At 66.4% G+C, this 10,882-nt stretch carries 12 protein-coding genes and 1 tRNA gene; 2 read left to right on the top strand and 11 right to left on the bottom strand.

From position 1 onward, the window contains the following. Positions 1-3: 3 nt before the first annotated feature. The 9 genes from mazG to NBV68_RS13430 are packed head-to-tail and all read right to left on the bottom strand — an operon-like array spanning position 4 to position 7,980. Positions 4-771: a nucleoside triphosphate pyrophosphohydrolase gene (mazG, locus tag NBV68_RS13470; protein ID WP_296310598.1), complete on the bottom strand. Its 768-nt coding sequence runs from the start codon at positions 769-771 to the stop codon at positions 4-6. Between the two features lie 38 nt (positions 772-809). After that, positions 810-1,007: a hypothetical protein gene (locus NBV68_RS13465; RefSeq protein ID WP_296310596.1), complete on the bottom strand. Its 198-nt coding sequence runs from the start codon at positions 1,005-1,007 to the stop codon at positions 810-812. Continuing rightward, positions 1,004-1,786 (bottom strand): MBL fold metallo-hydrolase, encoded by a 783-nt coding sequence (locus NBV68_RS13460; RefSeq protein ID WP_296310595.1) that lies wholly within the window; start codon positions 1,784-1,786, stop codon positions 1,004-1,006. Before NBV68_RS13460 ends, NBV68_RS13465 begins: the two co-directional genes overlap by 4 nt. Next, on the bottom strand, positions 1,783-2,559 hold the full coding sequence (locus tag NBV68_RS13455) for a TatD family hydrolase (RefSeq protein WP_296310594.1): 777 nt from the start codon (positions 2,557-2,559) through the stop codon (positions 1,783-1,785). The genes NBV68_RS13460 and NBV68_RS13455 overlap by 4 nt, the downstream gene beginning before the upstream one ends. Continuing rightward, positions 2,559-4,112: a methionine--tRNA ligase gene (gene metG, locus NBV68_RS13450; RefSeq protein ID WP_296310593.1), complete on the bottom strand. Its 1,554-nt coding sequence runs from the start codon at positions 4,110-4,112 to the stop codon at positions 2,559-2,561. Before metG ends, NBV68_RS13455 begins: the two co-directional genes overlap by 1 nt. Next, positions 4,105-5,076, bottom strand: coding sequence for a DNA polymerase III subunit delta' (locus NBV68_RS13445; RefSeq protein WP_296310592.1), 972 nt, complete (start codon positions 5,074-5,076; stop codon positions 4,105-4,107). The genes metG and NBV68_RS13445 overlap by 8 nt, the downstream gene beginning before the upstream one ends. Further along, a complete protein-coding gene (gene tmk / locus NBV68_RS13440; protein WP_296310590.1) occupies positions 5,073-5,702 on the bottom strand; it encodes a dTMP kinase in 630 nt (209 codons plus the stop codon). Before tmk ends, NBV68_RS13445 begins: the two co-directional genes overlap by 4 nt. After that, positions 5,699-6,940: a D-alanyl-D-alanine carboxypeptidase family protein gene (locus NBV68_RS13435; protein ID WP_296310588.1), complete on the bottom strand. Its 1,242-nt coding sequence runs from the start codon at positions 6,938-6,940 to the stop codon at positions 5,699-5,701. The genes tmk and NBV68_RS13435 overlap by 4 nt, the downstream gene beginning before the upstream one ends. Beyond that, positions 6,940-7,980, bottom strand: a complete 1,041-nt coding sequence (locus NBV68_RS13430; RefSeq protein WP_296310587.1) for a lytic murein transglycosylase — start codon at positions 7,978-7,980, stop codon at positions 6,940-6,942. Before NBV68_RS13430 ends, NBV68_RS13435 begins: the two co-directional genes overlap by 1 nt. Before the next feature lie 116 nt (positions 7,981-8,096). Here NBV68_RS13430 and NBV68_RS13425 point away from each other — a divergent pair. After that, positions 8,097-8,186, top strand: a tRNA-Ser gene (locus NBV68_RS13425). A 10-nt stretch (positions 8,187-8,196) separates the two neighbouring features. On the opposite strand, the gene NBV68_RS13420 is transcribed toward NBV68_RS13425, so the two are convergent. Both NBV68_RS13420 and lpdA read right to left on the bottom strand, forming a co-directional pair. After that, positions 8,197-9,051: a class I SAM-dependent methyltransferase gene (locus NBV68_RS13420; protein WP_296310585.1), complete on the bottom strand. Its 855-nt coding sequence runs from the start codon at positions 9,049-9,051 to the stop codon at positions 8,197-8,199. Further along, on the bottom strand, positions 9,051-10,460 hold the full coding sequence (gene lpdA, locus NBV68_RS13415; protein ID WP_296310583.1) for a dihydrolipoyl dehydrogenase: 1,410 nt from the start codon (positions 10,458-10,460) through the stop codon (positions 9,051-9,053). The genes NBV68_RS13420 and lpdA overlap by 1 nt, the downstream gene beginning before the upstream one ends. A gap of 168 nt (positions 10,461-10,628) precedes the next feature. On the opposite strand from lpdA, the gene NBV68_RS13410 reads away from it, so the two are divergent. Further along, positions 10,629-10,882: hypothetical protein (locus tag NBV68_RS13410; RefSeq protein ID WP_296310582.1), on the top strand; the 254-nt coding region annotated here is incomplete at its 3' end.

Genomic DNA, 10,882 nt, shown 5'->3' with positions numbered 1-10,882 from the left:
TTGTCAGGTCTTTTTGACCTGTTGCCACAGCTCTTCCTGCTGATCGAGCGAGAGCCTGGTAAAGGCTTCGACCCCCGCCAGCGCCTCCATGGCCCGGAACCGCGCCTCGAACTTGGCGTTGGCCGCGCGTAGGGCTTCTTCGGCGCTGATCCCGTGCGCGCGCACGAAATTGACCGCAGCGAACAACAGGTCGCCCGCTTCCTCGAGCTTGTGCGCTTCCGAGGAGGCGGCGTTAAGTTCCGCAATTTCCTCGGCGATCTTGGCTTCCGAGCCCGAGGGATCGGGCCAGTCGAACCCGGTGCGCGCGGCGCGTTTCTGGAGCTTTTCGGCGCGCATCAGGGCCGGCAGCGCGAGCGCGACGCCGTCCAGTGCACTCGCAACGCCTTTACGGCTGCGTTCGCGCGCCTTCATGTCCTCCCAGCGCGTCTCGGTCATCGTGCCTCCGGCATCGCCGAAGATATGCGGGTGGCGGGCTTCCATCTTGTCGGCGATGGCTCCTGCGACATCATCGAAGGAAAAATGGCCGGCTTCCTCGGCCATGCGGGCGTGGAAGACGACCTGAAACAGGAGGTCGCCGAGTTCCTCGCGCAGTTCGGCCATGTCAGTGCGAGCGATCGCATCTGCGACTTCGTAGGCTTCCTCGATCGTATAGGGCGCAATCGTCGCGAAGTCCTGTGCCAGATCCCATTCGCATCCCGCATCAGGATTGCGCAAGGCGGTCATGATCGCAAGCAGACGGTCGATAGGGGGCTGCGGGGGAGCGTCGCTCATTGCGGTCCTCGAGATGGATAATATATATTATGTAAAATCTACATCAACGACGAGGCGGTGCCCTGCGCGATCATGAACCACTCCACCACCAGGTACAGCCCGCCAAAAATCGCTACCCAGGTCAGCGCCATCTTGATCGTCTGCCCCCAACCGAGGCGGTAGGAGGCAAATGCGCTGCCCATCAGCATCAACCACACAAGGCTAGAGATCAGAGCGACCGTCAGACCGGCGTTCATGCGACCATCTCCAGCCCGTCATAACCCACGGTGACGAAGTCCGGCACCTCGGCGCACAGCGTGGCGTAATCCATGCTCTTGTCGAGATGGCTCAGCACCACGCGGCCCGCCTTGCAGGCTTCGCCCAGTTCGATCGCCATACCGAGATGCGCATGGGTTGGATGCGGCTCGCGGCGCAGGCAATCGCTGACGAGGATGTCGATGTTGTAGAACAGGTCGATCATCTCGTCCGAAATCGCACTGAAATCGGTGGCATAGCCGATGCTCTTGCCATCGGCTTCGAAGCGGTATGCGGTGGTCTCGCCAGGCCCGTGCGCCATCTGGCACCAATCGACCCCGAAGCCCGCGATCATTCTGAGCCTGTCGAGCGTGTCGAGCGTGCAGATCGTCGGATAGCCTTCCTGCCCGGCAAATACATAGCCGAAGCGCTGGCGCAGCCGCCGCACGGTCTCGGTTTCGGCGAAGCCCGGAATCGGCCCGCCGCGTCCGTAGCGCAGCACGCGAAGGTCATCGATCCCGTGGCAGTGATCGGCGTGGTCGTGCGTCCAGAACACCGCGTCGACATGCCCGATCCGGTTGGCGAGCAGTTGCGCACGACAATCGGATGACGTGTCGACGAGCAGCCGACGACCTTCCGCGCTCTCGACCATGATCGAGACCCGCGTACGACGGTTGCGCGGCTCGTCCGGATCGCAGTCGCCCCAGTCACCCGCGCCGTCGGGCCCGCCCAGTCTTGGCACCCCGGTCGAGGTGCCCGAACCGAGCATCACCAGCTTCACAGGGCCGCCTTGCTGAACAGGTTGAAGAAATTCGCCGTGGTCACCTGCTTGAGGTGTTCCACATCCGTTCCGCGAAGGCCCGCAACGAAGGCGGCAGTGTCGGACACATAGGCTGGTTCGCACACCCTCCCCCGGTGCGGGACGGGAGCGAGGAAGGGGCTGTCGGTCTCGACCAGTAGCCGGTCCTCAGGGATCATCTTTGCGACCTCCTGCAACTCCTTGGCATTCTTGAAGGTCACGATGCCCGACAACGAGATCGTCAGCCCCAACGCCAGCACTTTCTCGGCAAAATCGGCCGAGGCGGTGAAGCAGTGGATCAGCGCGGGGTAGGCCCCCTTCCCCATCTCCTCGGCGAGGATCGCATGGGTGTCGTCCTCGGCGTCGCGGGTGTGGATGATGAGCGGCAGCTGCGTCTCGCGCGCAACATCGATATGCATGCGGAACAAGCGCTTCTGCGCCTCTCTGTCCGACTTGTCGTAATAGTAGTCGAGCCCCGTCTCACCGATCGCGACGACCTTGGGGTGGCGCGTGGCTTCGAGCAGCGCGGCGCGGCCCAAGTCCTGGTGTGCGTCTGCTTCGTGCGGGTGGATGCCGACACTCGCAAAGACATCCGGCTCGCTTGCCGCGGTGCCGACCACCTGGTCCCACTCGCTCTGGCGGGTCGAGATGTTCAGGAACGCCCCCACCCCCGCCGCCCGCGCGCGCTGCAATACGCCTTCGCGGTTCTCGACGAGGCCTTTGTATTCAAGGTGGCAGTGGCTATCGACAAGCATCACGCCTCCTCGGCAGGCAGCTCAAGGCGAGGGAACAGCGGGGTCGGCGGGGCGACGGTGAAGCCGCTCGACGCTAGCCGATAGAACCATGATCCATCCGCGAGTGCTTCAAAGGCACGCTCGGTCGTCGAGATACCCAATTGATCAAGCAGCGTTGCGGCTTTGTCCGGGATGACGGGCTGGATAGCGATGGCGAGGTCTCGGATCGCACGGAAGAGCGTCTGCAGCACAACCTTCATCCGTTCAGGATCGGCCTTCTTGAGCGCCCAAGGTGCTTGTTCATCGACATACTGGTTGCAGGCATAGACCGCGCGCAGCCATGCCTCGATGCCGCTCGAGAAGGACAGATTGCTGAAATGGCTGGGCAGTTCGGTCGCGCAGGCATCGTATACCTGGTCGAGCAGCGCCGAATCCGCATCAGCGAGTTCGAAGGGCTCAAGCCGCCCGTCCATGTTCTTCACGATCATCGACAAGGTGCGCTGCGCCAGATTGCCGAAGCTGTTGGCCAGCTCAGCATTCGCACGCAAAACAATCGCTTCGGGCGAATAGCTTCCATCCTGTCCAAAGGCGACTTCGCGCATCAGGAAGTAGCGCAAGGCATCCACGCCAAAGCGTTCCGCCAGCTCCAGCGGATCGGTGACATTGCCGAGCGACTTCGATTCCTTCTGCCCGCGATTGAGCAGGAACCCGTGGCCGAACACCTTTTGCGGCACCGGCAGCTGGGCGCTCATCAGGAAGGCCGGCCAGTAGATCGTGTGGAAGCGCACGATGTCCTTGCCGATCAGGTGCAGGCTGGCAGGCCACAAGTCGCCCATGTCGTCGGGGTAGCCTAGGCCGGTCAGATAATTGGTGAGCGCATCGACCCACACATACATGACGTGCCCTTCGCTGCCGGGCACCTTCACCCCCCAGTCAAAGCTGGTGCGGCTGACCGACAGATCGCGCAGGCCCTGTTCGACAAAGGCGATCATCTCGTTACGGCGGCTCGCCGGTTCGAGGAAGCCTGGGGTCTTCAGCAATTCAAGCAGTTGGTCCTGATACTTGGAAAGCCGGAAGAACCAGCTTTCCTCGACCGTCCACTCGACCGGCGTGCCTTGCGGGGAGAGCTTCTCGCCCCCCTCGCCTTCCTGCAATTCGCTCTCGTCGTAATAGGCCTCGTCGCGGACCGAGTACCAGCCTTCGTAGCGGTCGAGGTAGAGATCGCCAGAGGCCTCCATCGCCTGCCAGATCGCCTGGCTGGCGCGGTGGTGATCGGGCTCGGACGTGCGGATAAAGCGGTCATAGGAGACGTTCAGAGCGTCGCACATCTCGCGGAAATAGCCCGACATTTCGTCGGCGAGATCGGCGGGGGTGCGGCTCTGCTCTTCGGCCTTGCGCGCCATCTTGAGCCCGTGCTCGTCGGTGCCGGTCTGGAACCGCACGCGGCGGCCCGAAAGGCGCTGGAAGCGCGCGATCACGTCGGCCGCGATCGCCTCATAGGCGTGGCCGATATGCGGGCGCCCGTTGGGGTAGCTGATCGCGGTGGTGATGTAGAAGGGGGTCGTCTCAGCCATGGGCCGGTTCGCTAGCGGGGGCGGCGGCGACAAGCAAGCTGCCGATCTCGAAGGGGAGCAGGGCGGGGTCGAAATTGGCCGTGGGGGCCTCGGCGGCGAGCCGGACGAGGGCGGTGTGGGCGTCGATCAGCCGTGCGCGGCGGACTGGATCCTCGGCGGCGCGGGCGGCGCGGGCGGCGAGCGATTGCGCTAGGTCGAGGATCGCCTGCACCCGCTCGCGCCCGGCACGCGGGCCGATCAGCCGGGCAAGCTCCCCGCGCCCCGTCATCCAGCTGTCGCCGCTTGCCAGGAGGCCCGAGATCACCCGGGCGATGGGTGCGAGATCCTCCTCGGCAAAGCGCACCGCCGCGCCGAACGAGCCTTCGGCGGCGGCAATCGCCTGCGCGTCGGAAGGCAGACCACCGGCGTGCAGCATCGCGCCCAGCTGGCTATCGGTCAGCACCGGGAAGCGCAGGGTGCGGCAGCGCGAGCGGATGGTCGGCAGCAGCCGCGCCGGGCGGTGCGTCACCAGCAGGAAGAAGGTGCCCGCGGGCGGCTCCTCGAGGCTCTTCAAAAGGGCGTTAGCCGCATTGCGCTCGAGATCGTCGGCCGGGTCGATGATGATCGCGCGTCTGCTCCCCAAGGTCGGCCGGGTGATGAGGCGGCGCTGCATCGCGCGGATCTGCTTGATGCGGATCGAGCGGGCGAGTTCGAAGGGCTTGCCCTCGGCCTGCGCCTTCTCGCCCTTGTCGTCCTTGGGGCCATAGGTGAGGGTGATGATGTCAGGGTGCTCGCCCGAGGGCTGCGGCACGCCGGGCTCGGCCACCAGCTCGCGCGCGGCGGCCATGGCAAAGTCGCGCTTGCCCAGCCCCGCCTTGCCCGCAAGCAGCCAGCCATGATGCATCCGCTCGCCCGCCAGTGCGTCGCGCCACGCCCGCCAGGCTTCGGCGTGGTTGGGCCAGTCGGTCGCAGGCCTGCCGGTCACGGGAGGAGGTCTCCGAGCGCCGCAATGATCCGGGCGTGGACGGTTTCAGGCGCCCCGAGGGCGTCGATGCGGGCGAAGCCTCGGGGATCGGCTTCGGCGAGCGTGCGGAAGGCTTGTGCCACAGCGCGGTGGTATTCGACCGGGCGGCCTTCGATGGCGTCGGCGGCTTCCCCGCGCGCGGCGAGACGCCCTGCAAGCGCTGCCTCATCACCTTCCAGCAAAATGACCCGGTGGGGTCGCATGCCGCCGCTGCCGAAGGCGTGGAGCGCGGTGATCGCTGTGTCGCCAAGGCCCCCTGCCCCGCCCTGATAGGCGCGGCTCGAATCGACGAAGCGGTCGCAGATCACCCATTCGCCGCGCGCCAGTGCCGGGCGGATCAGGTGGGCGACATGATCGGAACGGGCGGCGGCGAAGAGCAGCGCCTCTGCCTGAGGCGGCCAGCCCGCCCCAGGCGGCGCGAGCAGCAGCGCGCGGATCGCCTCGGCGCCCGGCGTGCCACCCGGTTCGCGGGTGACGACCACGGTGAGGCCGCGCGCGCGCAGGGCCTCGGCCAGCAGCCGCGCCTGGGTGGACTTGCCTGCCCCCTCCCCGCCCTCGAAGGCGATGAAGCGGCCGGAACCCGTCACGAAAAAATACCTGCCACGGCGTTGAAGATCCGGTCGAGCGGCCCGGCGGTGCCGATGCTTGTCGCGGCGTAGAGCGGGATGCGTGCCGGCGCGACGCCTTCGGCAGTGACTTCCAGCACCGCGACTTCCTGTCCGGCAGCGATCGGCGCTCGGAGCGGCCCCTCGTAGCGGATCGTGGCGGCAAGCGGTCCGGTGCTCCCCTTGGGCAGGTTGATCGCGATAGGCCCGGCAGCCTTCAGGGCCATCTTGCGCGCATCACCATCCTGCACCCGCGCCTCGCCCACCACCGCGCCCGGTGCGAAAAGCCGGCGGCGCTCGAAGGCGGAGAACCCCCACTCGACATAGGCCCGCGCGACCCGCGCCCGCAACCGCCCGTTGGGCACTCCGGCCAGCACCAGCACCAGTCGCTGGCCGTTGCGCCGTGCGGTGCCGAGGTAGGAGAAGCCCGCCTCGTTGGTGAAGCCGGTCTTGATCCCGTCCGCGCCCGGCACCCGCCCGATCATCGGATCGTGGTTGACCTGTGCTATGCCTTTGTAATCCAGACCGCTGCGCCCGACGTAATAGCCGAACTTGTCCGGATGCCGCGTGATCATCGCCCGGGCGAGCGCGACAAGGTCGCTCGCGGTGGTGAAGGTGCGCCCCTCGTCGGGCCAGCCATTGGGGCTTGCAAAGTGGCTCCCGGTCATCCCGATGCCGAGCGCGGTGCGGTTCATCGCCTGTGTCCACGCCGCGACCGATCCCGCCTGCCCCTCGGCCAGCACCGCCGCCCCGTCATTGGCCGAGACATTGGCGATGCCGAGCAGCAGGTCGTCGACAGCTACCCGCTCGCCCATGTCGAGGAACATCGTCGATCCCTTGCGCCGCCATTCGCGCGCGATGGCGGGGCTCATCACGAAGACCTGCGCGGGATCGAGCCGGCCTTGGGAAATCAGCTCGAATGCCAGGTAGAGCGTCATCACCTTGGTGACCGACGCCGGCATGAAGCGCGCATCGGGGCGGCGCGCGTGGAGTACCTGCCCGCTCCCCAGATCAACCAGCAGCGCGACCGGCGCCTCGGCGGCGGTGGGGACCGCAGGCAGCACCGGGGGGAGCATGAGGCCCACATCGGGCAGCATCGCGCGCGCGGGCAGCCCGGCGACAAGGGCGAGGAGCGTCAGGGCAAGCGGCAGCAATCGGGGGAACATCACGCGGGTGGCTATATCGGCCCCCTCGCCTCTTGGCGAGGCGGGCGGGGGCATCAGTTCACGATTTCGTCAGCCAGGAGCCCGACGCTCATCGCATAATAGCTCGAGCAGTTATATTCGAGGATCGCGCGGTAGTTGCCGGTGAGCAGCCAGGCGCGGGTGCCGGGGCCGTCAGGCTGGAAGAAGGCGGCCATCACGTTTTCGCCGAGCGGGCGCAGCGGTTCGATCCCGACCGCGCGCCATTCGGCAACCGTCATCCAGCGGCTGAGCCGCTCGTGGACGCGCGGGCAGACTGGCGAGACGAGGCGGGTGCGATAGGCCGAGGCATCGAAACCCGCCGGGACTGCCGCCGCCACGCCCCATGGCTCGCCGGGACGCCACCCGGCATCGCGGAAATAGTTGGCGATCGAGGCGAAGGTGTCAGCGCGGTTGGCAAAGATGTCGGCGCGCCCGTCCCCGTCGCCGTCGGTCGCGAGGCGAAGGTAGACACTGGGCAGGAATTGCGGGTTGCCGAAGGCTCCGGCGTATGAGCCGACCAGCTGCTCGCGCGCAAAGCCCTTTTCGGCGATCTTCATCAGCGCCACGAATTCACCCGCGAACAACTCGCGGCGGCGGCCCTCCCAGGCGAGGGTGGCAAGGCTGCGGGCAAGGTCGAAGTCACCCTTGACCCGGCCATAGCTGGTCTCGTGGCCGAAGATCGCGAGGATGATCGGCGCAGGCACGCCGTAGCGCGCCTCGATCGCGGCAAGCGTGTCGCGGTGCTGGGCATGGACCGCCCGCCCGCCGCCGATCCGCGCGCCGTCGACATGGGTGCGGATGTAGTCCGACATCGGCGGATAGCCGCGGGTGGTGGCGCTGCCGGGCTGGTTGTTGTCGAGCGCGATCACCCGCGGATTGGGGGTGAGCCCGGCCGTCATGCGCTCCAGCGTATCCTCGCGCACGCCTTCTGCCCGGGCGCGGGCCTTGAGAAGCTCTATATATGCATCGAAGGGGATGCCATCGACGCTCGCCTGCGCGGTCGCGGGCACCGAGGCGGGCGGCGCGGCAAGGGCGGCCAGAGCAAGCGCGGCGGCAGGAAGCAGACGGGGAATCATGCGCGTAGGGATGTCACACCTTGGATGAATTCCCAACAACGGGTTCGGCTTTCTCCCCGCGCGTCGCGGCGAAGGGAGGTGACAATACCGCCGTTCGGCGCTAGCCGATTGCGCAAGGACAGGTGGCCGAGTGGTTTAAGGCAGCGGTCTTGAAAACCGCCGTAGGTGCAAGCCTACCGTGGGTTCGAATCCCACCCTGTCCGCCACGTTCCAAACCTACACCCGCGCGCTCACCAGCCACGCCTTGCAACCCAGCATCACGCCCTCGCCCGCGCGGTGATGGCGGGCGAACATCGCTGCGAGATCCGCGCGCGCGGATGCCAGCACGTTCTCCCCCTGCTCTGCCAGAATGCGGCCTGCTGCCATCGAGGCGAGCACGAAGTCGGTCGCGTCTTCCGGAGAGGCACCGGGCCCGCCCACCGGCTGCTCGCCCTGATAGGCCTCCGCTTCGAAGCCGGTGAAGCCTGCGCCAGTGAGCACCTCTTCCAGATAAGCGAGGTCCTCGAAGGCGAAGGGGCCCGGCGCACGCGGCACGGCGGGGGGCACTTCGACGTGGGCGCGGACCACGCCCATCACCTCCATCATCCAGGCATTGTCGCGCGGGTGCGCCCAGACTGCGAGGTCGATCCGTGCCCCGGGTGCGAGCATGGTGCGCAGGTTGGCGAAGGCGGGCACGGGCTCGGCGAAGAACATCGAGCCGAAGCGCGAGAACAGGCGGTCGAAGGGCGGTTCGTCAAGCGCGGCAGTGGCTGCATCTGCGCACACGAAGCGCGCGGGGCTGCCTGTCGCTGCCGCGCGCTCCTCAGCCTGTTCGATCAGCATCGGCGCAATGTCGAGGCCGAGCGCCGCGCCCTCCGCCCCCACGGCCCCCGCAATCGCCAGCGTCGTCGCCCCGCCGCCGCAGCCGAGATCGAGCACCCGCTCGCCCGGCTGATAGGCCGCCCGCGCCAGCAATGCATTGCCGATGGGGGCGATCATGCCCTCGAAGCGATCGAGACTCGCGAGCCAGCGCGCGCCCATCTCGCCTGCCCAATCCTCGCCCTTGAGGGCCTCAGGCGACCCGCCGCCCATCAGAAGTGCAGCGCCCGGCCGTAGGCGTCGAGGACGCTTTCGTGCATCATTTCCGACAGGGTCGGGTGCGGGAAGATGGTCTGCATCAGCTCGGCTTCGGTGGTTTCGAGCACCTTGCCCACGGTGTAGCCCTGGATCAGCTCGGTGACTTCCGCGCCGACCATGTGCGCGCCCAATAGCTCGCCGGTCTTCGCGTCGAACACCGTCTTAACGAAGCCCTCCACCTCGCCGAGCGCGATGGCCTTGCCGTTGCCGATGAAGGGGAAACTGCCGACCTTGACCTCGTAGCCTGCCTCTTTCGCCTTGGCTTCGGTGAGGCCGACGCTGGCGATCTGCGGGTGGCAATAGGTGCAACCCGGAATGGCGAGTCGGTTGAGCGGGTGCGGGTGGACATCCTTGTTGCCCAGTTCCGCCGCGATCGCCTCGGCGCAGGTCACGCCCTCGTGGCTCGCCTTGTGCGCCAGCCACGGCCCGGGCGTGCAGTCGCCGATCGCCCAGAGCCCTGCCGATTTGGTGCGGCCATAGGGGTCGATCTGGATGAAGCCGCGGTCCATTTCGGTTAGCCCTTCGAGCCCGATATTCTCGGTGTTGGGCACGATCCCGATGGCGACGATCACATGGGTGAAGTCGCTCGTCGAGCTCGCGCCCGCCTTGTCCTTGATGGTGGCGGTTATCCCCGCGTCCGAGACCTTCAGCGCCTCGACCCCGGCGCCGGTCATGATGCTGATGCCCTGCTTCTTCAGCGACTTTTCGAGGAAGGTGGAGACGTCCGCGTCCTCCACCGGCACGATCCGGTCGAGCATCTCCACCACCGTGACCTCGCTGCCCAGGTCGTTGTAGAAGCTCGCGAACTCGATGCCGATGGCGCCCGATCCGATCACCAGAAGCTTGGCGGGCAGTTCCGAAGGGGTCATGGCGTGGCGATAGGTCCACACGCGCTTGCCGTCGGCGGGCGCAAAGGGCAGGTCACGCGCGCGCGCGCCGGTGGCGACGATGACGTGCTTCGCGGTTAGCTGTTCTTCGCCCTTGTCGCTCTTCACGGTGAGGCTGGTCGGCCCGGTCAGCGTGCCGGTGCCCATGTGCACGGTGATCTTGTTCTTCTTCATCAGGTGCGTGACGCCCTGATTGAGCTGTTTCGCCACCCCGCGGCTGCGCTTGACGATGGCGGCGAGATCCGCCTCGATCCCCTGCGCGACAAGGCCGTAGTTCCCGGCGTGCTGCATATAATGGAAAATCTCGGCCGAGCGCAGCATCGCCTTGGTCGGGATGCAGCCCCAGTTGAGGCAGATGCCGCCGAGGTTCTCGCGCTCGACGATGGCGGTCTTGAGCCCGAGCTGCGAGGCGCGGATCGCCGCGACATAGCCGCCGGGGCCCGATCCCAGCACGATCACGTCATATTCAGTAGCCATAAAATCCCTCGGCAAAAATCAGCGTGAGCGAAAAATGATTGCACGTGCAACCAGCAAGACGGGCAAGAGCAAAGCTGCAAAGACAACCGCTCCGCCAACTGTGTGTTCGGTAAAAAATCTTACCGACATGAAGCAGGCCAAGCCATAAGCCAGGAAATAGGCCCAGGCATGACCACCGCGGTCTCCGCTATTTTCCATCGCCTTCAGGATGCAAAAGAGGGGCGCGAGGAAAAGCATGAGGTATGCAATGCCGCGGACTGCGCTGCGGAGGTAGGGAAAGGCGACCTCGGTCATCTTGTGAGGCTCTTCGCGCTCGCGGCCAGCGGGCGGACTGTGGTGTCAGCCATTTGCAAGTCCCATGAATTTTGCCAGCCACTCGGTCAGACGCCAGCAAACCCCGAAAAGAAGTCCGGCACCGATAT

It is taken from the genome of Erythrobacter sp., from assembly GCF_023653175.1.
Lineage (GTDB): Bacteria > Pseudomonadota > Alphaproteobacteria > Sphingomonadales > Sphingomonadaceae > Erythrobacter.
Note: the sequence above shows the minus strand (reverse complement) of the source record. Positions and strands in the feature narration are given on the sequence as shown.

Coding starts and splice junctions, on each gene's coding strand:
- mazG (WP_296310598.1), bottom strand. CDS start 771: ATGAGCGACGCTCCCCCGCAGCCCCCTATCGACCGTCTGCTTGCGATC.
- NBV68_RS13465 (WP_296310596.1), bottom strand. CDS start 1,007: ATGAACGCCGGTCTGACGGTCGCTCTGATCTCTAGCCTTGTGTGGTTG.
- NBV68_RS13455 (WP_296310594.1), bottom strand. CDS start 2,559: ATGCTTGTCGATAGCCACTGCCACCTTGAATACAAAGGCCTCGTCGAG.
- metG (WP_296310593.1), bottom strand. CDS start 4,112: ATGGCTGAGACGACCCCCTTCTACATCACCACCGCGATCAGCTACCCC.
- NBV68_RS13435 (WP_296310588.1), bottom strand. CDS start 6,940: ATGCCCCCGCCCGCCTCGCCAAGAGGCGAGGGGGCCGATATAGCCACC.
- NBV68_RS13430 (WP_296310587.1), bottom strand. CDS start 7,980: ATGATTCCCCGTCTGCTTCCTGCCGCCGCGCTTGCTCTGGCCGCCCTT.
- NBV68_RS13420 (WP_296310585.1), bottom strand. CDS start 9,051: ATGGGCGGCGGGTCGCCTGAGGCCCTCAAGGGCGAGGATTGGGCAGGC.
- lpdA (WP_296310583.1), bottom strand. CDS start 10,460: ATGGCTACTGAATATGACGTGATCGTGCTGGGATCGGGCCCCGGCGGC.